Source organism: Mesorhizobium sp. (assembly GCF_041661565.1).
Classification (GTDB): domain Bacteria; phylum Pseudomonadota; class Alphaproteobacteria; order Rhizobiales; family Rhizobiaceae; genus Mesorhizobium.
In genome coordinates this window covers 1-24,071 of the sequence record NZ_JBAZUD010000056.1, presented here as the reverse complement: position 1 = coordinate 24,071, position 24,071 = coordinate 1, and the positions used below count along the sequence as shown (strand labels likewise).

Sequence of the window (24,071 nt, the reverse complement as noted above, 5' to 3'; positions counted from 1 at the left end):
GACGCGCGGCGTTGGGTCAGGCCGCCGCTTCGGTGGCGACAATCGTCGGCTTCGAGCGGAAGTTCAAACGGTCGGAGCCGGCGGTCACCTTGACGCTCGAGCCGTCGAGGATGTCACCAAGCAGGATCTTCTCCGCCAGCGGGTCCTGCAGTTCCTTCTGCATCACCCGCTTGAGCGGCCGTGCGCCGTAGGCTGGGTCGTATCCCTTCGCCGCCAGCCACTCGACCGCCTCCTTGTCCAGGGACAGCGTGATCTTGCGGTCGACCAGCAGACTTTCCAGCCGCTTGAGCTGGATCTCGACGATGCGGCCCATATCCTGACGGCGCAGCCGGTGAAACAGGATCACTTCGTCGACGCGGTTGAGGAACTCCGGCCGGAACGACGCCTTGACGACATTCATCACTTCGTCGCGGACCTGGTCGACATCCTGGTCCTCGCCGAGGTTGACGAGATACTCGGCGCCGAGGTTCGACGTCATGATGATCAGCGTGTTGCGGAAATCGACGGTGCGGCCCTGGCCGTCGGTCAGACGGCCGTCATCGAGCACCTGCAGCAGCACGTTGAACACGTCCGGATGCGCCTTCTCGATTTCGTCGAACAGCACGACCTGGTAAGGCCGCCGCCGCACGGCTTCGGTCAGCGCGCCGCCTTCCTCATAGCCGACATAGCCGGGAGGGGCACCGATCAGCCTCGAGACCGAGTGCTTCTCCATGAACTCCGACATGTCGATACGCACCATGGCGCTGTCGTCGTCGAACAGGAAGCTGGCAAGCGCCTTGGTCAGTTCGGTCTTGCCGACACCCGTCGGCCCCAGGAAGATGAACGAGCCGATCGGCCGGTTCGGATCCTGCAGGCCCGCGCGCGCGCGCCGCACCGCCTTGGAAACGGCTTGCACCGCTTCGCCCTGGCCCACGACCCGCTTGCCGATCTCGTCTTCCATCCGCAGCAGCTTGTCGCGCTCGCCCTGCAGCATCTTGTCGACCGGGATGCCGGTCCAGCGCGAGACGATATGGGCAACATGGTCGGGAGTGACGACCTCTTCGACCATGCCGACCTTGCCATCCTGGGCCTCCGCATCCGTCAGCTTCTTCTCAAGTTCCGGAATCCTGCCATAGGCAAGCTCGCCGGCGCGCTGGAATTCGCCCTTGCGCTGGGCAATGGCCAAGTCGTTGCGAGCCTCGTCGAGCTGCTTCTTCAGGTCCGCGGCGAGCCCGAGCTTCTGCTTCTCGGCCTGCCATTTGGCGGTGATCTCGGTTGAGTCTTCCTCGAGGCCCGAAAGTTCTTTTTCCAGGCGAACGAGCCGATCCTTCGAGGCATGGTCCGTCTCGACCTTCAACGCCTCACGCTCGATCTTGAGCTGCATGATTCGGCGGTCGATCTCGTCCAGGGCCTCTGGCTTCGAATCGACCTGCATGCGCAGCCGCGACGCGGCTTCGTCCACCAGGTCGATCGCCTTGTCCGGCAGGAAACGATCGGCGATGTAGCGATTGGAAAGCGTCGCCGCCGCCACAAGCGCCGAATCGGAGATTCGCACCTTGTGGTGCTGCTCGTACTTCTCCTTCAGGCCGCGCAGGATCGAGACCGTGTCCTCCACCGTCGGCTCGTCGACAAAGACGGGCTGGAAGCGGCGGGCGAGGGCGGGATCCTTCTCGACATGCTTCCTGTATTCATCCAGCGTCGTCGCGCCGACGCAGTGCAGTTCGCCGCGCGCCAGAGCCGGCTTCAAGAGGTTCGATGCATCCATCGCGCCATCGGCCTTGCCGGCGCCGACCAGCGTGTGCATCTCGTCGATGAACAGGATGATGTTGCCATTGGCCGAAGTCACCTCCGAGAGCACGGCCTTCAGCCGCTCCTCGAACTCGCCGCGATATTTGGCGCCGGCAATCAAAGCGCCCATGTCGAGCGCCATCAACTGCTTGTCCTTCAGCGATTCCGGCACGTCCCCATTGACGATGCGCAGCGCCAGGCCTTCGGCGATTGCCGTCTTGCCGACGCCCGGCTCGCCTATGAGGACCGGATTGTTCTTGGTGCGGCGCGACAGGACCTGGATCGTGCGGCGGATCTCGTCGTCACGGCCGATGACCGGATCGAGCTTGCCGGCACGCGCGTCGGCGGTCAGGTCGCGCGCGTATTTCTTCAGCGCGTCATAACCCTGTTCCGCGCTCGCCGAATCGGCCGTGCGGCCCTTGCGGACATCGTTGATGACCTGGTTGAGCGCCTGCGCGGTGACGCCGGCCTTGGCCAGGATGTCGGCCGCCTTCGCCGATTTTTCCATGGCTAGCGCCTGCAGAAGCCGCTCGACGGTGACGAAGCTGTCCCCGGCCTTCTTGGCCAGTTCCTCGGCGGTCGAGAACACCTTGGCCAGAGGCTGCGTCAGGTAGAGCTGGCCGTTTCCGCCCTCCACCTTGGGCATCGCCTCAAGCGCCGTCTCGACGCCGAGCTTGACGTCTCGGACGGCGCCGCCGGCGCGCTCGATCAGCGACGCGGCAAGCCCCTCCTCGTCATCGACGAGCACTTTGAGGATATGTTCGGGAGTAAACTGCTGGTGGTTGCGCGACAGCGCCATGGTCTGCGCGGACTGGATAAAGCCGCGCACGCGCTCTGAGTATTTCTCAAGGTTCATCTTACTGTCTCCTTCCATCACCGGCCCGCTTGGCGGCACCGGATCCGATTGCGGTGACGGACCCGCCCAATCGGGCCGGATCCTGTTCAGCCGAGATATGGTGCATGGACCGTGCCGTCTCAAGACGCCTTGATGTGGGTCAACGCATAATATCCCATCGCCGCCCAAACGAAAACGGCGGGGATTTCTCCCCGCCGTTCAATGTCTTGACGTACCGTCCGATCAGTTGTCGATGTCGGCAGGTTCGGCGTTGCCGCCGTCGACAGGGGCCGCCGCCACCTCGCCCGCATTGGCACTGTCGCCAGCGACGTCGACCTGGCCGGCATTGATGCGAGGACGGCGTGGACGCTTGGGACGACGCACAGCACCGTTTTCTGCAACCGCCTCATTGAGCTCGGCCTGCGCGGCGAGTCCGGCGGGCGAAAGGTTCTCGAACAGCGGGGCCGGCTCGGCGGCCGCTGCGGATTCGGTCGGCGAAGCCGCCTCGGCCTGGCTCGGAGCGTCGTTACGCTGCTGCTGGACGCCTTGTTCGGCGGACGATGCATGGTCGCGCTGGCCATTCTGGCCATAGCCACCGTTGGGGCGGCGATCGCGATGACGCCCCCCATTGTTGTCGCGGCCATTATTGTCACGGCCAGCATTGTTGCGCCCGCTATTGTTGTCGCGACCGCCTTCCCTGTTCAGCGCCACCTCAGCCGGAACACCTTCGATCACCGGCTGCGGACCGGCGCCATGGCTGACGGGCGCCAGTGTCTCGGAGTTGGCGTTGCCGCTATTGCCATTGTCGAAGTCGTCGCGATCGTCGTCGCCGTCATCGTCGAAATCATCGCGATTCTGCTGCGCGTTCTGGATCGGCATCTGCGCTTGCGCGGCTGCGATGATGCGATTGTAGTGTTCGGCGTGCTGGAGATAGTTCTCCGCCATTACCCGGTCGCCGGAGCTATGCGCGTCACGGGCCAGAGTGGCGTATTTTTCGGCGATCTGCTGAGCCGATCCACGGATCTTCACGTCCGGGCCGTTGCTCTCGTAGTTGCGCGTCAGGGGATTCGGCCCCTTCCGGTTGTTATTGTTGTTATTGTTGTTGTTGCCACCGCCGCCGCCATTGTTGTTGCGACCGCGCATGCGCCTGTTCTGCTGTTGTGGCCTCATTAGACTCTCTTCATTTTGAAATTTTTGAAAACTCGTCACGAACGGAGGCGCTCATGCGGCCAGCCGTTTGGTTTCTTCACCGGCGTTCGCCCGCATCAATTGCGTTGGCGCCACGTGCCATCCTGTTCCGGTTGCATCACTTGCCGGACGATTCCCGCACGAAGCTTGGGCGTCGTTTGCGCAAGAAGGCAGCTATTTCCAAGGAAACCGAATCGCTAAGAGCACTGCCTGCTTCGTCTCATCCGGTTGCGGCGACCCTAGCTGCATTCCCCGGCATTGCCAAGCGCTTTTTTCGCACCGCTTCAAGGCTTTCCCCGTTGCAGGACAAGAACCCTGTCATTTCCGCCCAAATCGCGAAACGCCCCTGCGAACTCATAGCCGGCGGCATGGAATATGTCGCCAACCTCGTTGCGCTGCGTATGGCCGATCTCGACCGCTATCCTGCTTTCAGCTTCCAGAAAACTTGCCGCCTCGGCGGCGATTATCCTGTAGGGGCCAAGACCATCCGCGCCACCATCAAGCGCCCGCTTCGGGTCGAAATCGCGAACTTCGTCCTGCAGATTTCGAATGTCTTGAGTTGGTATATAGGGTGGGTTCGCGGCGATTACATGGTACCGGCCCGAAACTTTTTCGAACCAGTCCGAGCGCAGCGTGGCGAACCGCTCGGTGAAGCCCAATTGGTCGGCGTTGCGCCGCGCCGTTCCCAACGCATCCATCGATATGTCGACGCCAACTGCGGTGGCCGCAGGCACGGCACTGAGCAGCGCCAGTGCGATGGCGCCCGTCCCGGTGCCGAGGTCGAGGATGCGGCATCCGCCCTCCCGCGCCGCGACTTCCCGCACGAACGGCAGGACCGCATCGACCAGCGTTTCGGTATCCGGCCGCGGCTCCAGTGTTTCCGGCGACAGCGCCAGACGCAGGCCATAGAATTCACGATAACCCAGGATGCGATGCACCGGTTCGCCGCCGGCCCGCCTCCTCAACGCGGCGTCGATAGCCGTGACGGCGGTCGCGTCGACCTTGTGCTCCGGATCGGCGATCGCCTGTGTACGGGTCGTGCCGGAAAAATGTTCGACGATCAGCCTTGCATCGAGCGCCGGGTCATCGACCGCTGCTGCGGCAAGCCGGACCCGCGCTTCCCGCAGCAGAGCCCCCAATGTCTCGGGCGGCCGTTCAGCCATCGAGGCCTATGTCGGCGAGCAGTTTCGACTGATGATCGGCGATCAGGGCGTCGATCACTTCGTCGAGTTCGCCCATCATCACCCTGTCGAGCTTGTAGAGCGTCAGGTTGATGCGATGGTCGGTGACGCGGCCTTGCGGGAAATTATAGGTGCGGATCCGCTCCGAACGGTCACCGGAACCCACCTGCGCCTTGCGCGATTCCGAGCGTTCCTCGTCGGCCTTGCCGCGCTCAAGGTCATAGAGACGGGCCCGCAGGATCTGCATGGCCTTCGCCCGGTTCTGGTGCTGCGACTTTTCCGCTTGCACCACCATGATGCCGGTCGGCAGATGGGTGATGCGCACCGCCGAATCGGTGGTGTTGACATGCTGGCCACCAGATCCAGAGGCGCGCATCGTGTCGATGCGGATGTCCTCTGGCCTGATATCGATGTCGACCTCCTCGGCTTCCGGCAGGACGGCGACGGTGGCGGCCGAGGTGTGGATGCGCCCGCTGGCCTCGGTCGCCGGCACGCGCTGCACGCGATGCACGCCGGATTCGAATTTCAGATGGGCAAAGACGCCCTTGCCGGAAATGGTGGCGATGATTTCCTTGAAGCCCCCGGCATCCCCGTCGCTGGCCGACACCGTCTCGAAACGCCAGCCGTGTTCGGCCGCGTAGCGCTCATACATGCGAAACAGGTCGCCGGCGAAAAGCGCTGCCTCGTCGCCGCCGGTGCCGGCGCGAATTTCGAGAATGGCGTTCTTGTCGTCGGCGGCATCCCTTGGCAACAGCAGGATCTGGATATCCTTCTGCAACTGCTCGATGCGGTTCTCGACCTCGCGCAGATCGGTCTCGGCAAGGTCGCGCATCTCGGCGTCGGTGCCCTTGTCGGCAAGCATCGCCTCCAGGTCGGCCTGCTCGCGCTCGGCTGAGCGCAGCGCCCTGACCTTGGCGACCATGTCCTGGATTTCCGCATATTCGGACGCCATCCGCACATAGGCGTCCGGCGCCGGGCCGGCCGACATCTGCGCCTCGAGCATTTCGAAACGCTTGACGACTTGGTCCATACGATCGCGGGGCAGGTTGACCATGATGGGGTGCTACAACGGGATCGAGCGGTCGTCGGCGAAGGCTTGCAGCAGCGCCCGCATCGGCAGCCCCTGCGACGGCGCCATCAGATTATCGTCGAAGAAGGCCTCCAACTCGTCGAGCGGCAGTTCCGTCAGCATCGCCTTGACGGGGCCGATCGAGGCCGGCGACATCGAGATCGAGCGGAAGCCGAGACCGATCAGCGCCATGGCGGAGATCGGCTTGCCGGCGAGTTCCCCGCACAGCGTGACCGGCGTGTGGTTGCGGACGCCCGCGTCGGCGATCTGCTTGAGCACGCGCAGGAACGGCGTCGACAGCGTGTCGAAGCGGTTGGCCAATTGCGTATTGCCGCGATCGACCGCCATGACGAACTGGAACAGGTCGTTCGAGCCGACCGAGACGAAGTCGACGGCCTTCATCAACTCATCGAGCTGGAACAGGAGCGACGGCACTTCCAGCATGGCGCCCAGCTTGAGGCTGGTCGGCAGATGATGGGCGAAACGCGACAGGTGACGCACTTCGCGGTCGATGATCTCGCGCGCCTGGGCGATTTCGCCAAGCTCGGTCACCATCGGCAGCATCAGCTTGAGCTCGCGCCCGCCGCTGGCCTTGAGCAGGGCGCGGATCTGGGTGCGCAGCAACCCCGGCCGATCGAGGGTGAGACGGATCGCCCGCCAGCCCAGCGCCGGGTTCTCTTCCTGGATGGCGCCCTTGAAATAGGGCAACACCTTGTCGCCGCCGATATCGATGGTCCGGAACGTGACCGGCTTGCCGCGCGCCGCCTCGAGCACATCGCGGTAGAGGCGCTCCTGCGCCTCGGCGCGGGGAAATGTCGAGGCGACCATGAACTGCAACTCGGTGCGGAACAGGCCGATGCCGGCGGCACCCGCCTCTGACAGCTGCGGCAGGTCGACGGCAAGCCCGGCATTCATCAGAAGGTCGACCTGGACGCCGTCCCTGGTCATCGACGGCTTCTTGCGCAGTTCGCGATAGACTTCCTGGCGGCGGGCCCGGAACCGGACCTTCTCGGCATAGGCTGCTTCGAGATCGGATTGCGGCCGCAGATGGATGGTGCCTTCCTCGCCATCGACGATGATGGCGTCGCCGTTTTCCGCCATGGAAACGGCGCCCTTCATCTGGCCGGCGACGGGAATGCCCATGGCCCGGGCGACGATGACGACGTGGCTGGTGGCCGCGCCATCCTCGAGAACCAGGCCGCGCAGCTTCTCCCTGGGATAGTCGAGCAGTTCGGCGGCGCCCATCGAACGGGCGACGATGATGGCATCCTTCGGCAGCGATGCGGCGACATCGTCCGGGCCGCGCCCCATCAGCTGGCGCAGCAGCCGGTTGGCGAGGTCGTCGAAATCGCTCATCCGCTCGCGCAGATAGGGATCTGTCATGTGCAGCATGCGCGCGCGCATGTCGCTCTGCACCTTTTCAACGGCGGCTTCCGCCGTAAGGCCGTTGCGGATCGCCTCTTCCAGGCGGCGCACCCAGCCGCGGTCGTTGGCGAACATGCGATAGGCTTCCAGCACCTGGCGATGCTCGCCCTCGAAGGCGACGTCGCGGCGTTCCAGCATGTCGTCGATGGACAGCCGGAGCGAGCCGAGCGAAGTCTCCAGCCTTCTGACCTCTTCCTCGCTGTCCTCGTTGAACAGATTGGTGACGACGATTCGCGGCTCGTGCAGCACGACGTGGCCAAGCCCGACGCCCTCATTGAAAGACAGGCCGGTGAAGCTGACCGGGCGCCGCAGGTCAAGCTCGAGCCCCGGCCGGGTCAGCCGTGCCAGGTCGCCGGTGGCGATCATCTCGGCGATGACCATGGCCGTCGTTTCCAGCGCCTCGACTTCGTCGTCGCGGTAATGGCGCATGGTCTTGTTCTGCACGACGAGCACGCCCAACGTGCGCCCTGCCCGCAACACCGGCACGCCGAGGAAGGAATTGTAGATCTCCTCCCCGGTTTCCGGCAGGTAGGCGAAGGCCGGGTGTTCCTGCGCGTTGGACAGGTTGAGCGGCCGCGCGCTGGCCGCGATCGTGCCGACAAGGCCTTGCCCCAGCCTGAGCTGCGCCAGGTGGACGGCGTTCGGGTTCAGACCCTCGGTGGCGTAGAGTTCGAGCACCGAATCGGCGCGCAGCACATAGAGCGAGCACACTTCCGCGACCATGTTGGAGGCGATATCGCGCACAATCCGGTCGAGCCGCTCCTGCGGCTCCAACGGCTCCTGCATGAGCTCGCGGAGCCGTTTCAGCAAAACGCGCGGGCCACTGGCCTGGTCACGCATCGCGGCTTCTTCTCCAATGGGTATTTTGCCCGCCGCAGTTTCCACCGCGACCGGCGCACACGCAACAACTCAAATCGTTCTCGCTACTGCTTATCCAGACCGTAGACGGAATGCAAAGTACGAACCGCGAGTTCGGTGTATGGACCGTCGATCAGTATCGAAATCTTGATCTCCGAGGTCGTGATGGCGCGGATGTTGATCGCCTTGTCGGCCAGCGCCTTGAAAGCGGTGGCGGCGACGCCGGCATGGCTCCTCATGCCGATGCCGATGACGGAGACCTTCGACATTCCCGCTTCCGACTGCACCACATCGTAGCCGATCTCGGCTTTCAAGCGCTCGAGCACGGCAAGCGCCTTGTCCACGTCGCCCGATGGCACCGTGAAGGTCATGTCGGTGAACTTGCCGTCCTCGGAAATGTTCTGCACGATCATGTCGACGTTGATGTTGGCTTCAGCCAACGGCCCGAAGATGCCGGCGGCGACGCCAGGGCGGTCGCCGACACGGCGCAGCGAAATCTGCGCTTCGTCCTTGGCATAGGCAATTCCGGTGACGACCTGCTGTTCCACGATCTCTTCCTCGTCGCAAATGAGCGTTCCGGGCGGATTGAGCAAATCCCCCATGCCGGGCGCGTCGGGATCGTCGAACGACGACCGCACGAAGGTACGCACCCTGTGCACCATGGCAAGCTCGACCGACCGCACCTGCAGCACCTTGGCGCCAAGTGAGGCCATTTCCAGCATTTCCTCGAAGGAGATCTTGGCCAGCCGCCGCGCCTTGGGCTCGATGCGCGGATCGGTCGTGTAGACCCCGTCGACATCGGTGTAGATGTCGCAACGGTCGGCCTTGACCGCCGCGGCGATCGCCACAGCACTGGTGTCGGAGCCGCCACGGCCGAGCGTGGCGATCCGATTGTCGGGGCCTATGCCCTGGAAACCGGCGATCACCGCCACCTGGCCCTCGCCGAAGCGCTTGATCAGGAAAGCGCCGTCGATGTCGAGGATGCGCGCCGCGCCATGCGCATTGTCGGTCTTGATCGGAATCTGCCAGCCCTGCCAGGAGCGGGCATGCACGCCCATGTTCTGCAAGGTGATCGCCAGCAAGCCGGCGGTGACCTGTTCGCCCGACGCCACCACCGCGTCGTACTCGCGCGCATCGTGCATCGGCGAGGCCTCCCGCGTCCAGGCAACCAGTTCGTTGGTCTTGCCGGCCATCGCCGAGACCACCACGGCCACCTCATGGCCGGCATCGACCTCGCGTTTGACGTGACGCGCCACATTGCGGATGCGGGCGATGTCGGCGACGGAGGTTCCGCCGAATTTCATCACGATGCGCGCCATGGAAGCGAAATGCCTTTGACTGGATGCCGGACGCCGCCAGAAAGCGGAGATCCCGAAAAGCGGAACAAACGCCCGGCTGACGCCGGCCGCTGAATGCGCGGCCTCCTTAGCCAAATGACGAAGGTTTCGCAAGGCTGCCGGCCAATTGCCACCTGCGATCACGGACACGGGGAGACATATTGCTTTCCGCGCCGTCGCCGCTTACGAAATGCTGCCCGCGGGGAAATCCTTTTGGTTCGGCATAACAGATGATCGCTCGTCTCCGACGCGCCACGCGATGGCAATCGCTTCCGCTTGTCGCCGGCTTCGCGGTGCTGGCGTTGATCGTCGGCGCCCGGAGCCTGCTGGTCGAGGGCCAGAGCGCCAACCGGATCGCCGCTCGTAACGCGATAGAGTATCAACAACTGTTGTCGGGACTGCTTTCGCTGGCGCAAGATGCCGAAAGCAGCCAGAGAGGTTATCTGCTTACCGGGGAAAAGACCTACCTGGAGCCATACCGGAAGGCTCTGGTTTCCCTGACGGGCCAGTTGGCCAGGATCGACGAGATGACGGCCGGCGACGACGATCGCCTCCTTCAGGTTACCGGCCTGAAGGATGCCTTGAAGCTGAAACTCGACGAGTTGGCGCGGACACTCCAGCTTTATGATGCCGGCGACGTGGCAAAGGCACTTGAACTGGTGCGCGGCGGCAAGGGGAAGGCCGCTATGGACCAGATCCGCGAACGCCTGGAAACGATCCGGCGAGATGGCGGCGCCGAACTTCAGGCTCGCTATGCCCGTACTGACCGGATCGAATACTGGTTGCGCATTGGATCGTTCCTGGCGCTGCTGGCGATCTTCCTGCTCTGCGTCTACACCGTGCGCGAGTCGCGCCGTCGCTTCCGAGATGTCATTCTCGCCCAAGACCAGCTGAACCGGAAGAATGTCGCGCTGACCAACGAGATCGCAACGCGCGAACAGGCTGAATCCCAGATCCGACAGATGCAGAAGATGGAAGCGGTCGGCCAATTGACGGGCGGCATCGCGCACGACTTCAACAACATGCTGGCTGTGATCATCAGCGCCATGAACCTCACCCAGCGCAAGCTGGCGCGCGGTGAGCATGACATCGAGAAATTCATCGAAGCGGCGACGGACGCGGCGACCCGGGCAGCGAACCTGACGGCCCGGCTGCTTGCCTTCTCGCGACAGCAGCCGCTGGCGCCACAGATCGTCGACACCAACCGTCTGGTGACGGGAATGTCGGACCTGCTTCGGCGGGCCCTAGGCGAAGCCATCCGCATCGAAACCGTGCTCGCGGGAGGCTTGTGGAAGACCCATGTCGACCCGAGCCAGATCGAAAATGCCATTCTGAACCTGGCTGTCAACGCGCGCGACGCCATGGGCGACGAGGGCAAGCTGACCATCGAGACGGCCAACAGCCACCTCGATGACAACTATGCCGCCACCCACGCCGAGGTGACGGCGGGCCAGTATGTGATGATCGCGGTCAGCGACACCGGGATGGGCATGTCGGCTGAAGTCATGGCCAGGGCCTTCGAGCCATTCTTCACCACCAAGCCGGTCAACAAGGGAACCGGCCTTGGGCTGAGCCAGGTGTTCGGCTTCGTCAAGCAGTCGGGCGGCCACGTCAAGATCTATTCCGAGCCCGGCGAAGGCACGACGATCAAGATCTACCTGCCGCGGTTCTTCGGCTCGGAGGACGCGGCCGCGCCTTTGGGACGGGGCGACAACCCAGCGGCGCCGGTCACGGAAACCATCCTCGTCGTCGAGGACGATCCCCGCGTGCGCGCCTCCACCACGGATGCCTTGCGCGAACTCGGCTACACCGTCATCCATGCCGCCGGCGGCCAGGAAGCGTTGCAGAGGCTGGCGGAAAACCCGGGCGTTGCCCTGCTCTTCACCGACATCGTGATGCCGGTGATGAACGGCCGCAAGCTGGCGGAGGAAGCGCTCCTGCGCATGCCCCATCTGAAGGTTATCTTCACCACCGGCTTCACCAGGAACGCCGTCGTCCACAATGGCGTGCTCGACCATGACGTGCACTTCCTGGCCAAGCCCTTCACCATCGAGCAGCTGGCCGCGAAACTGCGCGACGTTCTGGACACGAAGTAGGAAGCCGACAGCAGCCCGTCGACCCGATCGCCGGCAGCATTGAAAATTGTTGCCTTGACATTCGATGCCTCGCGCCCGACTTCCTAGAGCAATTCCAGGAAAAGTGGGAACCGGTTTTCCGTCCGGAATTGCACCAAGACAAAGAGTTAGAGCGGTTTGCCGTTTCCGTGAAACGGTGAACCGCTCTAGCGCTCTGCGTCAACCAAAGAGCTCTAGGAGACCAACCGATGCCGGAGCCCCGACGATCGACGATCGATGCCGGAGAAGTGGAACGCTTTTCCGCCCTTGCCGCTGAATGGTGGAATCCGAACGGCAAGTTTCGCCCCCTGCACAAGTTCAATCCTGTCCGGCTCTCCTATATCCGCGACCAGGTGGCGGCGCGTTTCGGACGCGATCCACGCGCCGCAAGGCCGTTCGAGGGTCTGCGCATCCTCGACATAGGCTGCGGCGGCGGCCTTCTGTGCGAACCGATGGCACGGCTCGGCGCCGAGGTGGTGGGGGCCGATGCCTCCAAAACGAACATCGAAGTGGCCAAACTGCATGCGGCCGAGGGCAATGTGAGCGTCGATTATCGCGCCACGACCGCCGAGGATCTGGCTGATGCCGGCGAGACATTCGACGTCATCCTCAACATGGAAGTGGTCGAGCATGTCGCCGACATCGACCTGTTCGTCGCCAAATGCGGGCAGATGGTCCGCCCTGGCGGCATCATGTTCGTGGCCACCATCAACCGCACGCTGAAGGCGCTGGGCCTCGCCATCATCGGGGCCGAATATGTGCTTCGCTGGCTGCCGCGCGGCACCCATCAGTTCGGCAAGCTGGTGCGCCCGGAAGAGCTGGAAAAGGCGCTTCGCGATGCCGGCCTGACCATCATCGACCGGACCGGCGTCACCTACAACCCGCTTGCCGACCGCTGGTCGCGCTCGAAGGACATGGACGTCAACTACATGGTTCTGGCGGAAAAAGGATCGGTCTGAGCTGCACTTATTCAGGCATCGGATGTCCTATGCCTTCTGACTTTGCGCCCTGGTGGTGATGAACACGCCGGCGGTGACGATGACGGCGCCCGCCCAGGTCAGCCACCGATAGTGTTCGCCGAGGAAGATGGTGCCGGCAAATAAGCCTACGGCTGCCGCCACATAGCCGATCTGGCTGAGATAGACCGGGCCGCCCACCGCCTGCAGTCGAAAGAAGAAGGCGAACATCGCCGACGCCGAGGCGACCTGCGCCACGACGACCAGCGGCACCCCGCCCAGGGGGGCGAAGGCCCCCACGCCCAGCAAGGCGAGAATGCCCGCGAGCAGCAGCGACGCCGATGCCAGATGGCTGCCGACGGCAAGCTCGATCGGGCCGGTACCTTCCGGCCAGTCGACCGTTCGGTAGATGTTGCCGGCGGCAAGGCTGACGGGGATGAGCAGGCCCATCACCACCCAGAACAGCTCGGCCGGCTGACCGGCCTCGCCGCGTGTCACCGCCACCATGACGGCACCGACGAAGCCGACAGCGATACCGACGACGCCCAGCATGTTGGGGCGCCGGACACGCAGCAGGATCGAGAACACCAACGTGATCACCGGCGAGAGCGTGAACATGATGCCGGTGTAGCCGGCGCCAAGATGCGGTATGGCCGAGAACATCAGGATGTTGGGGACGGCATAAGACACTGCCGCGGTGACGAAGAAATAGCGCAATTTGTGCGCGGTGAGCCGGATGCGCTGGGCGCGCAGCAGCAACGAGCAGAGCAGCACGCCGCCGGCGCCGAGCGAGATGACGAAAGCCCAGACCATGGGCGAAACGCCGGCAGCCGTGGCAAGCTTGCCAAACGGCAGCGTCAGGCCGAGCAGGCCGCCGGTGACGACCAGCAGGCCGAGCACCGAATCCCAGAGAAATTTCATGATAGAACCCTGTCGTGCGGCTCTTGGCCCGCAATGCATCCTTCGTTATAGTAATGTAAAGATTCTTAACGTCAAGATATCCGATGGTGAGGCAGTTGGACAGGGCCGCAAGAGCGATCGAACAATGGCAACGGGAGCGGCCCGATCTGGATGTCTCGCCGATGGCCGTGTTTGGACGGCTGAACGAAGCCGCATCCCTGGTCGCCCGCGAGCACCTCGCCCCGCTCTTTGCCCGTTATGGATTGCAGTCCGGGGAATTCGATGTGCTGGCGACGCTGCGTCGCTCCGGATCACCCTATGCGCTGACGCCGACCGCCCTCTACGAAGCGACGATGGTGACGTCGGGCGCCATGACCAACCGGCTGGACCGGCTCGAGACGTCTGGATTGATCCTGCGCGGCCCGCACCCCAACGACCGGCGCGGCATTGTCGTGCGGCTGACCGAAAAGGGTCTCGCCTTGATCGACGAGGCCGTTACCGCCCATGTCGCCAACGAACATCGGATCCTGTCCGGCCTTACACAGGCGGAAACGGAAACGCTTTCTCGTCTGCTGGAGAAATTGATCGGGACCGTGACCTGACCGGTCAGTTGCGATCGTCCGGAAACATCGGAATCGGCATGAATTCGATGCCGTCATCGGCGAGGCTCCTCGCCTCTTCGAGCGTCGCCTCGCCATAGATGCCGCGCGCATCGCTTTCGCCGAAGTGGATCTTGCGCGCTTCTTCGGCGAACCTGTCGCCGACATAGTCGGCGTTCTGGCGCACCTTCTCGGCCATCGCCTTCATCTGCGCCAGAGCCTGCTTCTGCGCCTCGCCCATGGCGAGCGCGATTGTTTCCTGTTTGCGCGCCGTCGACACGGCGGGCGCCATCAGGGCCTTCTCGACCTTATGAGAACCGCAGCTCGGGCAATCCACGAAGCCACGCTTCTTCTGCGTGTCGAAATCGTCGTTGCTGCGGAACCAGCCTTCGAATTCGTGCTCGTTCTCACAGATCAGGGAAAAGCGGATCAAGATGCCGCACCTCGCAGCAGCAGCGCCGCGTCCGCGCCGGAATTAACGGTGAAATCCCGGGCATTCCTGAGGTTGGGTATCTTCTTGCGCGCGGCAAGCGACTGCTCCGGATCGATGTCGGCGACAATGACCGCCGGCTCGTCATGCGCTGCTTCGGCGATGACGCGTCCCCACGGATCGACGATCAGCGAATGGCCATAGGTTTCTCGCCCGTCCTCATGCAGGCCGCCCTGCGCCGCCGCCACGACATAGGCGCCGTTCTCGATGGCGCGCGCCCTAAGGAGAACATGCCAGTGCGCCTCGCCGGTCTGGCGGGTGAAGGCAGCGGGAACGCTCAACAGTTCCGCGCCGGCCAGCGCCTCGACACGGAACAGTTGCGGGAACCGCAGATCGTAGCAGACCGCCAACCCCAGTTTCGTGCCGTCGAGGTCGGCGACAACGGCTTCGGTGCCGGGTTCATAGGCTGCGGATTCACGCCAGCTCTCGCCATTGTCGAGATCGACATCGAACATATGGATCTTGTCGTAGGTGGCGAGCGTGCCGCCATCCGGCCCGAACAGCAGCGCCCGGTTGGCAAGCTTGCCGTCGGCGCGCAGGATGGCGGTCGAGCCGATATGCAGGAACACACCGAGCTCCTTCGCCAGCGTGCGCGCGGTCGAGACGATGATGTCATTTTCCTCGGAGGTGAAGGAAGCGGCGCGTGCCTGCTTGTCGCGGATCAGCGCTCCGGTCATCTCGGGCGTCTGGATATAGGTGGCGCCCCGCAGCGCGGCCTCGCGCACCAGCCGTTCAAGATCGACGGCATTGCGCTCGGGGCTTTCGCCTGAACGCATCTGGATCGCGGCGGCCCTGAAAACACCCATGGTCATATCCTCAAATCACTGCGCCGTTGGCAAGCAGCTTGTCCAGCCTGCCTTCGGCCTCCAGCTCGTGGAGATCATCGCAGCCGCCGACATGCGTGTCGCCGATGAAAATCTGCGGAAAGGTCGTTCGGCCATGTGCGCGTGAGATCATCTCCTGGCGCAGTTCAGGCGAGAACGAGGCATCGTGCTCGGTATAGGCGACGCCCTTGCGTTCAAGTAGTCGCTTCGCCGCGACGCAGTAGCCGCACATCATTCTTGTATAGATGGTAACGTCGACCATGACGAATTTCCGCTGTTCGTTGCCGACTTATATAGTCGCGGACTCGTCCGCCCGAAAGTCCCCCGGCAACACACGCGCGAAGGTCAGCACATCGACGGCGCCGGCGCCACCTCTTTTCAGTGCTTTGGTCGCGGCGCGCACCGTGGCGCCCGTGGTGTAGACATCGTCGATCAGCAGGATCCGGCGGCCGGCAATCTCGATTTCCGCCTCGGCCGGTACCCGAAAGGCGGCCCGGACATTCTCCTCGCGTTCGGCGCGCTCCAGCCCGACCTGCTGGCGCGTGAGTTTCACGCGGCGCACCGCCGAGGGCGCGAAGGGCAGGCCGCTGAGCAGCGACACCGCCCTTGCCAGTTCCGCCGACTGGTTGAATCGCCGCCTGAAGAACCGCCGCCAGTGCAGCGGCACCGGCACCACCACATCCGCCTCGGCGATGAGCTCGGCGCCGGCGCGCGCCATCCAGCCCGCCATCCATGGCGCGAGATCCGTGCGATCCTGGTATTTCAGCCCCTGCACCATCTGGCGGGCGACCCCGGAATAGGCGACGGCGGCCCGCGCGCGCTCGAAGGGTGGTGGGTCGGCGATCGCCTCGGCGGACAGAAAACCTTCGCCCATATTATGAGTGAACGGCGTGCCCATGACCGGGCACCAGGGCCGTTCCAGCAGCCGCAGCTTCGGCCAGCAGGCGCCGCAGAGCACGCCGGGCCGCGAGACAAGCCGGCGGCAACCGGCGCAAACCGGAGGAAACAGAATGCGGGCCGGCCAGCCCAGCGCCGATCGGGCCAGGCTCGGGATCTCGATGGGCTTGATCTTGGACACCGGATCGGCCACGTGGTTGGTTCCTCGCGCCACCATATCAACCACATCGGCGCCTGGCCAAGCAAGGAACACCGTTTGCAGCCCATAGTGGATAGCTCTCTCTGGCTGGCGCGCAAGCGGCGCGCCCTCGCCCATCCGGCCGACGGAGCCGACTTCCTGATGCGCCGGGCCGCCGAAGACCTTGCCGACCGGCTGGGTGCCGTGGAGCGACGCTTCGGCAAGGCGGCAACGCTGTTTTGCCAGACGCCGGCCGCGGCCGAGGTGCTCGCCGGGAGCGGCAAGGTCGCGGACATCGTCCGCGTCGAGGCGGACGCTGCTTTCCTGAATGGCGGCGCCGGCCTTGTGGCACCGTTGGAAACCGTTCCGTTCGAGCCGGAAAGCCTCGACCTGGCGGTCTGCCTGCTGTCGATGCAAGCAATGAACGACATTCCCGGGATGCTGATCCAGGTCCGCCGCGCGCTGCGGCCTGACGGGCTTTTCCTCGGCGCCTTCGCGGGCGCCGGCACGCTCGCCGAATTGCGCGAGAGCCTGCTTGCCGCCGAGACCGAGTTCTACGGTGGCGCCAGTCCGCGTGTCGCTCCGTTCACCGACGTGCGCGATGCCGGCGCGCTGCTGCAGCGGGCCGGCCTTGCCTTGCCGGTCGCCGATGTCGAGACGGTGACGGTGCGCTATGCCAGCATGTTCGGCCTGGTGGCGGATCTTCGCGCCATGGGCGAGACCAGCGCGCTCGTCGATCGCAGCCGGCGACCCGCCGTGCGCGGGTTCCTTGCCCGCGCGGCGCAGATCTATGCCGAGCGATTTTCCGACGCGGACGGCCGGGTGAGGGCAAGTTTCTCGATTGTCTGGATGTCGGGCTGGGCACCGGATGCATCGCAGCAGAAGCCGCTGAAGCCCGGCTCGGCGACGGTCTCGCTCAAGAAGATACTGGAAGGGCCCGAAGGCAAATGATCCCTTAGGGGGGAGCCGTCAGCGTGCGAACGCGTTCGCGAGCTTGTTGCTGTCGTCGCTCAACAGCCAGTCAACGGCGTTGAAGGCCTGACTGACGCCGCCGACGATCGCAAGGGACAGCACGGTGAGGATGAGGCCATATTCGACGGCCGTCGCTCCGTTGTCGTCCTTAAGAAAGCGCAGCAGCACTGTATTCATGACTTCGGTCCCTCTCGCCGGAGACCTTACCGCCCATCAGTTAAGAAAGGTTAACGGCAAAGGCTTAACAGCCGATGAAACAGCTATTGCAAGTGAAAGACTTAACCATCTCAGCAGTCGCCGCTGCTAGTGCCATCGGACCTTATGATGCAGACCGAACCGGGTTGTAACTGCAGGACGCTGCGCCGCACCGTATAGGTGACGCGATGATCGATCGAGCCGGTGACCTTCATGTCCAGCCCCGCGGGATCGGCGCGGGCCGACAACAGCGAACGCGTCTCATTGTCAAGCAAAGGCGCGGCAACCAGTGCCAGCGCCACGGCGGCCGAGCCGAACAGCAGCGTCATCCGCAACAAGCCGATGCCAGAGTCCGCGGCGCGAAAACCACGGTCAGGCCGGATGGAATCCCAATCGCTGTCTAGGCTCATGCCATGGTTTCCTGATCAATTCCACGAAAGCGTGTCCGGCTTTCCGTCGGAATCGCGCCAAACAACAGGTAGATCGGCTGCCGGTTGCCTTGGCGGTGCAATGCCCTGGCGAGTCCGCGGTGCCGCGACTTGCCTCAATTTTTCACGGTAAGATAAATCTTCCATTAACGATGGCCGATCAGGCCACCATCAGCGGGGCGCTTCTGTCGCGCCGACCGTCAAAGAAGATCGATCAGGAACGGAATCAACGGCGCGTCGGCGGGCGGCATCGGATAGTCGCGCATCTGCTTTGGCCGCACCCATTTCAGCGCCTGCCCTTCCCTTGGCCGCGCGATGCCCCGGAAGCGCCGGCAGACGAACAGGGGCATCAGCAGATGGAAATCATCGTAGGAATGACTGGCGAAGGTAAGCGGCGCCAGGCAGGGAATGTCGGTTTCGATGCCGATTTCCTCCTGCAACTCACGAATGATGCATTGTTCGGGTGTTTCGCCCGGCTCGACCTTGCCGCCGGGAAATTCCCATAGGCCGGCAAGTTGCTTGCCCTCGGGCCGCTGCGCCAGCAGCACGCGGCCATCGGCATCGACGAGCGCGCAGGCGGCGACCAGCAGCAGGCGTTTGCCGGCAATCGTGACGTCACTCATGCCGATTTTCACCCATGCCAACTTTCACCCATGCCAACTTCACCCATGACCTGGCGGCCGGCGGTAGTGATAGCGATAGACTTCGTCGAAGCCGAGCGAACGGTAAAGCGCCAGCGCCGGGACATTGTCGGCCTCGACCTGCAGCCAGGCTTCCCGCGCGCCACGCAACCGCGCCCATTTCAACGCCGACAGGATCAGGTTGCGGCCGTGACCCTTGTTGCGCGCCGATTTGTCGGTGGCGACCTCGAACAGGCCGGCGAGGTCGCCGTCATGCACGCAGATCAGCGTCGCCAGCGGCTCGGCGCCATCTTCGAGCGCAAACAGCCCGGCCTCTGGCTGGATGGCGCCGATGATCTCCGACAGCCCGGGCCGCAGCGACACGTCCGAGCCGCTGACCTTGAGCGACGCGCCGATGAAGCGGCTGATGTCCTTGAGCGGAATCTGGTCCATGGCGGCATCGAGGTGGGCATCGGCCAGCGGCAGCCGCATGACCAGCGATTCGTCGAACCGGCTCCAGCCCTCCTTGTCGAGATGACTGGCCAGATCGGGGCCTGAGAGCGGCGACATGCGGAACGTGAGCGGCCGGCCATAGGCATCGAAACGGCGGCTGGCGCGACCGATGCGGTCGGCGATGTGCTGGATGTCGCCCGGATCGAGCGGATTGACCGAGTTCAGCCGCTTGGCCGGATGGCCGGCGGTCAGCCGCACCACCCAGGTCCCGTCATAGTGGACAGCCGCAGCCGGCCAGGCGCGGAACCCGGCCGCCTCGTAGCGGCGCACGGTCGCCAGCATGCTGGCCGGATGCCTGGAAGCCAAAGCCGTCAGCTCCGGTAGTCGCCATTGATGGCGACATATTCCTTGGTGAGATCGCAGGTCCACACCGTCGCCTTGCCGCGACCGATGCCGATGTCGGCGCGGATGCGGATATCGTCGCGCTTCATGTAGGCCGACGTCGCCTGCTCGGAATAGCCGGGGTCGCGCTCGCCCTCGTGCGCCAGCCTGTTGTCGCCGAACCAGATCGACAGCCGGTCGCGATCGGCGGGCTCGCCGGCCTTGCCGACGGCCATGACGACGCGGCCCCAATTGGCGTCCTCGCCGGCGACCGCGGTCTTGACCAGCGGCGAATTGGCGATCGACAGCGCGATGCGCTTGGCCGACCGCGCGGACCTGGCGCCGGTGACGGTGACCTCGACCTGCTTGCGGGCGCCCTCGCCGTCACGAACCACCTGCAGCGCCAGCGATTTCAGCACCTTGCCGAGCGCCCGGCGAAACGCCCCCAGGCGCGCGTCCTTGGGGTCGGAAATCGTCGGCGCGCCGCGCCCGGCTGCCTTGCCGGTGGCGAAGATCAGCAATGTGTCGCTGGTCGAGGTGTCGCTGTCGACGGTCACCGCGTTGAAGGTCTTGGCCGTGCCGCGCGACAACAGATCCTGAAGCACCGGTGCCGCGATCGGCGCGTCGGTGGCGATGAAGGAAAGCATCGTCGCCATGTCCGGCGCGATCATGCCGGCGCCCTTGGCAATGCCGTTGATGGTGACGTCGGTGTCGCCCAGCCTGACGGTCGCGGTTGCCACTTTCGGATAGGTGTCCGTGGTCATGATGGCTTTCGCCGCCTCGGTCCACAGATCCGGCTTGCCGTCATTGACCAGCCCCGCCAGCAGATGGGCGAACTTGCCGGTGTCGAGCGGTTCGCCGATGACGCCGGTCGATGCCAGGAAGACCTCGCCGGGCGTGCAGCCGGCCGCCTTGGCCGCGGCTTCCCCCGTCAGGCCGGTGGCCTCGCGGCCCTTCCTGCCGGTGAAGGCGTTGGCGTTGCCGGAATTGACGACCAGCACGCGTGCCTTGCCGGCGCCGAGATTCTGCCGGCAGAAATCGACCGGCGCCGACGGGCATTTCGACTTGGTGAACACGCCGGCCACCGTCGTGCCCGCATCGAAGACCATGGCCAGCAGGTCGGTGCGGTTCTTGTACTTGATCCCCGCCTCGGCGGTGGCGATGCGCACTCCCTCGATGGCTGGCATCTTGGGGTATTTCTTCGGCGCGAGCGGCGAAATCGTCGTGGACATGGGACCTCGGGCGGCAAAAATCGCAAGGGAAGGCCGGTTTGCCCGATACGCCGCGCGGGCGCAAGGGCGTTTCGTCGCCCTCGCGGGGCGGACCCCGGCCGGGATTAAGCCTGCGTTTCAAATCTGTTGGCGTGGCGGGGCGCGATCGCGTTATGATCCCGCTCGATGGGCAGGCTTGGGATCCTCGCATTGACGTTTCTGGGATTGTTGCTGCTGGGCGCGGACGCCCGGCCGCAGCGGCGCGTGGCGTTGGTCATCGGCAACGGCACCTATGCCGAAGCAGGCACGCTGGCCAACCCGGTCAACGATGCGCTCGACATCGCCGACAAGCTGCGCTCCATCGGCTTCGAGGTCATCGAAGGCAACGATCTCGGCAAGCGCGAACTCGAACGCGGCATCGGCGAGTTCTCCGATGCGCTCGAAGGTGCCGGCGTCGGGCTGTTCTACTATGCCGGCCATGGCCTGCAGGTCGACGGGCGCAACTACATCGTTCCGGTCGACGCCAGGCTGGACATGCCGGTGAAGCTGCAACTCGAAGCCGTGCCGATCGACGAGGTGCTCGACATCATGGAGCAGCAGACGACGGTCAGCCTTGTGTTTCTCGATGCCTGCCGCAACAACCCGTTCGCCCGCAGCCTGAGCCGCGCGGCCACCACACGCTCGGCAACGGCCCTGGCCGGCCTGGCGCAATTCGATTCGACACGCGGCTCCTTCATCGCCTTCTCGACCGCGCCTGGCGCCGTCGCCATGGACGGAACCGGCCGCAACTCGCCTTTCGCCGCCGCCCTGCTTCGGCACATCGCCGAACCCGGCCAGAGCATCAACGACATGATGATCGCGGTGCGTCGCGACGTGGTCTCGCAGACGCGCGAGGCCCAGCGTCCATGGGAGCAGGGCTCGCTGCTCGAGCGCTTCGAATTCGTGCCAGGCGGCGAACCGCTGCCGCCCAAGGCGGTGGCCGCGCCCGCGCCGGCCTCGCAGGTGGCGGCGCTCGAACGATCCGTAGGCGACGACAAGGGAGCGATCGAGCAATTCCTGCGCCAAGACTATCTGACGCCCGACACCAAGGCGATGACGGAGACGGTCAAGCGGCTCTACGGCACGTCAGCCACCATTTTCGGCACGCGCTACGACACTGATGCCATCGTCAAGGCCAAGGCCGACTGGTTCGCGCAATGGACTTCGTGGTCATTGGGGCTCGTGCCCGGCAGCCTGGAGGTCACCCCTCATGGCGAGGATCGCGCCGATGCTGTCTTCGCCATGCGCTACGACTATGTGCCGAGGGACAAGGCCGCGGCGCGGCTGACCGGCAAGGCGCGTGTCACGCTCGGCCTGGTCAAGGCCGGGAATGGATGGCGCATCGAATCGGAAACCTCGCAAGCGATCCAGTGAAGATCGACCGGCGGCCGGCCGTCACGATGATCGGGGACCCGTTGCTCGCCCTCCGCACGCCATCGTAAAACGCGGCGTTTCGTTTCAGTCCGGCCTCGCCTATGATGCCGACGAATTGTTTGCGAGGATGACAGAATGGCCGAGGACGCCGACCCGGCGCGCAGATCGATCGGCGCGCGGCGCAACCCCGACAGCGCCGGCGCCATTCTCGAAGCCGCGGAGGCCGTGCTGGTCGAAGCGGGCTACGCCGGCTTTTCCATCGAGGCGGTGGCGCGGCGGGCGCGCGCCGGCAAACCGACCATTTACCGCTGGTGGCCGAGCAAGGCGGCGTTGCTGCTCGACGTCTACCAGCGCCAGAAGCGCGTCGATATTCCCGACACCGGCCGGCTGGAAGAGGATCTCGTCGGCTTCCTGAACAACCTGTTCCGGCACTGGCGCGACACATCGTCGGGCAGCGTCTTCCGGTCGCTGATCGCCGAGGCGCAGTCGGATGAGACGGCGTCCGCGGCACTTGCCGACTACACGCTGGGCAGGCCGTCCCATACCGTCCTGATCGTCGAACGTGCCAGGCAAAGGGGCGAGGTTGCCGACGGTATCGATTCGGCGCTGGTCGCCGACCTGATCTCCTCCTACGCCTGGAAACACCTGCTGACCAACCGGCTGGACGAGGACGAGCAGACGATACGCAAGGCGGTCGGCTATGTGCTCAGAGGCATCGGCGCGCCGGGCAAGTAGCAAATGGCTGCGTCGGCCGACAAAAAAGGGCGCGGCAACCCTGGCTGCCGCGCCCTTGACCTGATTGGTCGAGGCTTACTTGGCGCTTTCCAGCGTATCGACCGCCTTCTTCAAATTCGCATCCGGAATTTCGACCTTGGCGGCCGAGCGCAGCGACTTCACCAGCGCGAAATACTTGTCGCGGATGACGGCCTGCTTGGCCTGATCCTTGACGTCCTCGAAGGCCGGCGGCTGCTTCGTGCGCTTGTCCTCGAGCTTGATGACGTGCCAGCCGAACTGCGACTGCACCGGCTGCTCGGTGTACTTGCCGACATCGAGCGCGAAGGCCGCCTTGTCGAATTCCGGCACCATCTGGCCAGGTCCGAACCAGCCGAGATCGCCGCCACTGGTCTTGCCCGAGGGATCGCTGGTGTGCTCGTTGGCGAGCTTCTGGAAGTCGGCGCCGCCATCCAGCTGCTTGATGATGGCCTCGGCCTCTTCCTTCGTCTTCACGAGGATGTGACGGGCATGCACCTCGTTGGTGGGCGGCGTGTTGGCGATTTCCTGGTCGTAGCGGGCGCGAACCTCGGCGTCGGTGACCTTGTCGACGACGCCCTTCTCGACCATCTCGCCATGCAGCGCGCGTTGCTGCAGGAAGGCCATGCGGCGCTGGAAGTCCGGATCCTTGTCGAGACCCGTGCTCACGGCCTGGGCGGCCATGACGCGGATTTCGATCGCCGCCGAAAGTGCGGCGGCGCGGCGCTGCTCGGGCGGCAGTTGCGAGAACTGCTGCGACAGCTCGCCTTCGGCGAGCATCAAATCGGCCTCGGTCAGGGGCTGGCCATTGACCGTGGCGACGACCGCGTTCGGGTCGACTTTCGCCGCGGCCGGCGGGGCAGCCTCTGCGGGGGCGGCTGCAGGGGCGCTTTCCTGCGCCAGGACCGGCGACAGGCAAAGAGCCGACAGGCCGAATGCCAGGCCAAGGCTGGCGAGCGACGCGCGGCGGAACGATGAGGACATGAAGATGACTCCGGTGAGGGATTGTGAGAGCGGGGTGGCTTCCAGA

General features: G+C 64.6%; 23 protein-coding genes. 6 read left to right on the top strand and 17 right to left on the bottom strand.

Features of this window, described 5'->3' with window-relative positions; translation table 11 throughout:
- Positions 1–16 precede the first annotated feature (16 nt).
- The 6 genes from clpB to WC739_RS12275 all read right to left on the bottom strand — a co-directional run bounded on the left by clpB (position 17) and on the right by WC739_RS12275 (position 9,642).
- The gene (gene clpB, locus WC739_RS12300) at positions 17–2,623 is read right to left on the bottom strand and encodes an ATP-dependent chaperone ClpB (protein ID WP_372953306.1); all 2,607 of its coding nucleotides are present in this window, start codon (positions 2,621–2,623) and stop codon (positions 17–19) included.
- 222 nt (positions 2,624–2,845) lie between these two features.
- Entirely contained in the window at positions 2,846–3,772 is a 927-nt protein-coding gene (locus WC739_RS12295) for a DUF4167 domain-containing protein (RefSeq protein WP_372953305.1), read from the bottom strand.
- Positions 3,773–4,074: 302 nt separating this feature from the next.
- Positions 4,075–4,953 (bottom strand): peptide chain release factor N(5)-glutamine methyltransferase, encoded by an 879-nt coding sequence (prmC, locus tag WC739_RS12290; protein WP_372953304.1) that lies wholly within the window; start codon positions 4,951–4,953, stop codon positions 4,075–4,077.
- Positions 4,946–6,025 (bottom strand): peptide chain release factor 1, encoded by a 1,080-nt coding sequence (gene prfA, locus WC739_RS12285; protein WP_372953303.1) that lies wholly within the window; start codon positions 6,023–6,025, stop codon positions 4,946–4,948. Before prfA ends, prmC begins: the two co-directional genes overlap by 8 nt.
- 9 nt (positions 6,026–6,034) lie before the next feature.
- Positions 6,035–8,305, bottom strand: a complete 2,271-nt coding sequence (gene ptsP, locus WC739_RS12280) for a phosphoenolpyruvate--protein phosphotransferase (RefSeq protein WP_372953302.1) — start codon at positions 8,303–8,305, stop codon at positions 6,035–6,037.
- A gap of 83 nt (positions 8,306–8,388) precedes the next feature.
- Positions 8,389–9,642 (bottom strand): aspartate kinase, encoded by a 1,254-nt coding sequence (locus tag WC739_RS12275; protein WP_372953301.1) that lies wholly within the window; start codon positions 9,640–9,642, stop codon positions 8,389–8,391.
- A gap of 248 nt (positions 9,643–9,890) precedes the next feature.
- Here WC739_RS12275 and WC739_RS12270 point away from each other — a divergent pair, with 248 nt between their 5' ends.
- Positions 9,891–11,756 carry a CHASE3 domain-containing protein gene (locus tag WC739_RS12270; RefSeq protein ID WP_372953300.1) on the top strand — a complete coding sequence of 622 codons (1,866 nt, stop codon included), beginning with the start codon at positions 9,891–9,893 and terminating at the stop codon, positions 11,754–11,756.
- Between the two features lie 227 nt (positions 11,757–11,983).
- On the top strand, positions 11,984–12,733 hold the full coding sequence (gene ubiG, locus WC739_RS12265) for a bifunctional 2-polyprenyl-6-hydroxyphenol methylase/3-demethylubiquinol 3-O-methyltransferase UbiG (protein ID WP_372953299.1): 750 nt from the start codon (positions 11,984–11,986) through the stop codon (positions 12,731–12,733).
- Positions 12,734–12,760: 27 nt separating this feature from the next.
- On the opposite strand, the gene WC739_RS12260 is transcribed toward ubiG, so the two are convergent.
- Entirely contained in the window at positions 12,761–13,651 is an 891-nt protein-coding gene (locus WC739_RS12260; RefSeq protein WP_372953298.1) for a DMT family transporter, read from the bottom strand.
- A gap of 95 nt (positions 13,652–13,746) precedes the next feature.
- On the opposite strand from WC739_RS12260, the gene WC739_RS12255 reads away from it, so the two are divergent.
- Positions 13,747–14,232: a MarR family winged helix-turn-helix transcriptional regulator gene (locus WC739_RS12255; RefSeq protein WP_372953312.1), complete on the top strand. Its 486-nt coding sequence runs from the start codon at positions 13,747–13,749 to the stop codon at positions 14,230–14,232.
- A 4-nt stretch (positions 14,233–14,236) separates the two neighbouring features.
- Here the strand turns inward: WC739_RS12255 and WC739_RS12250 are convergent, their stop codons facing one another.
- From WC739_RS12250 to WC739_RS12235, 4 genes are read right to left on the bottom strand one after another with little or no spacing between them, the layout of a single operon-like run.
- The gene (locus WC739_RS12250) at positions 14,237–14,662 is read right to left on the bottom strand and encodes a DUF1178 family protein (RefSeq protein WP_372953297.1); all 426 of its coding nucleotides are present in this window, start codon (positions 14,660–14,662) and stop codon (positions 14,237–14,239) included.
- The gene (locus WC739_RS12245; RefSeq protein WP_372953296.1) at positions 14,659–15,525 is read right to left on the bottom strand and encodes a carbon-nitrogen hydrolase family protein; all 867 of its coding nucleotides are present in this window, start codon (positions 15,523–15,525) and stop codon (positions 14,659–14,661) included. The genes WC739_RS12250 and WC739_RS12245 overlap by 4 nt, the downstream gene beginning before the upstream one ends.
- A 10-nt stretch (positions 15,526–15,535) precedes the next feature.
- Entirely contained in the window at positions 15,536–15,805 is a 270-nt protein-coding gene (gene grxC / locus WC739_RS12240) for a glutaredoxin 3 (protein ID WP_372953295.1), read from the bottom strand.
- Positions 15,806–15,832: 27 nt separating this feature from the next.
- Entirely contained in the window at positions 15,833–16,633 is an 801-nt protein-coding gene (locus tag WC739_RS12235; RefSeq protein ID WP_372953294.1) for a ComF family protein, read from the bottom strand.
- Positions 16,634–16,696: 63 nt separating this feature from the next.
- Here WC739_RS12235 and WC739_RS12230 point away from each other — a divergent pair, with 63 nt between their 5' ends.
- Entirely contained in the window at positions 16,697–17,569 is an 873-nt protein-coding gene (locus tag WC739_RS12230) for a class I SAM-dependent methyltransferase (protein ID WP_372953293.1), read from the top strand.
- Between the two features lie 18 nt (positions 17,570–17,587).
- Here WC739_RS12230 and WC739_RS12225 read toward each other — a convergent pair whose 3' ends face one another.
- The 5 genes from WC739_RS12225 to argJ form a co-directional block, all read right to left on the bottom strand.
- Positions 17,588–17,767, bottom strand: coding sequence for a Flp family type IVb pilin (locus tag WC739_RS12225; protein ID WP_372953292.1), 180 nt, complete (start codon positions 17,765–17,767; stop codon positions 17,588–17,590).
- Positions 17,768–17,877: 110 nt separating this feature from the next.
- Positions 17,878–18,195: a hypothetical protein gene (locus WC739_RS12220; RefSeq protein WP_372953291.1), complete on the bottom strand. Its 318-nt coding sequence runs from the start codon at positions 18,193–18,195 to the stop codon at positions 17,878–17,880.
- Between the two features lie 218 nt (positions 18,196–18,413).
- Positions 18,414–18,836 carry a (deoxy)nucleoside triphosphate pyrophosphohydrolase gene (locus WC739_RS12215; RefSeq protein WP_372953290.1) on the bottom strand — a complete coding sequence of 141 codons (423 nt, stop codon included), beginning with the start codon at positions 18,834–18,836 and terminating at the stop codon, positions 18,414–18,416.
- A gap of 39 nt (positions 18,837–18,875) precedes the next feature.
- Positions 18,876–19,628, bottom strand: coding sequence for a GNAT family N-acetyltransferase (locus WC739_RS12210; protein ID WP_372953311.1), 753 nt, complete (start codon positions 19,626–19,628; stop codon positions 18,876–18,878).
- A 29-nt stretch (positions 19,629–19,657) separates the two neighbouring features.
- Positions 19,658–20,899: a bifunctional glutamate N-acetyltransferase/amino-acid acetyltransferase ArgJ gene (argJ, locus tag WC739_RS12205; protein WP_372953289.1), complete on the bottom strand. Its 1,242-nt coding sequence runs from the start codon at positions 20,897–20,899 to the stop codon at positions 19,658–19,660.
- 189 nt (positions 20,900–21,088) lie between these two features.
- Here argJ and WC739_RS12200 point away from each other — a divergent pair, with 189 nt between their 5' ends.
- The gene (locus WC739_RS12200; RefSeq protein ID WP_372953288.1) at positions 21,089–22,291 is read left to right on the top strand and encodes a caspase domain-containing protein; all 1,203 of its coding nucleotides are present in this window, start codon (positions 21,089–21,091) and stop codon (positions 22,289–22,291) included.
- Positions 22,292–22,426: 135 nt separating this feature from the next.
- Positions 22,427–23,026, top strand: coding sequence for a TetR/AcrR family transcriptional regulator (locus WC739_RS12195; protein ID WP_372953287.1), 600 nt, complete (start codon positions 22,427–22,429; stop codon positions 23,024–23,026).
- Between the two features lie 75 nt (positions 23,027–23,101).
- Here the strand turns inward: WC739_RS12195 and WC739_RS12190 are convergent, their stop codons facing one another.
- Complete coding sequence (locus WC739_RS12190) at positions 23,102–24,025, bottom strand: peptidylprolyl isomerase (RefSeq protein ID WP_372953310.1); 924 nt, start codon at positions 24,023–24,025, stop codon at positions 23,102–23,104.
- Between the last annotated feature and the right edge of the window lie 46 nt (positions 24,026–24,071).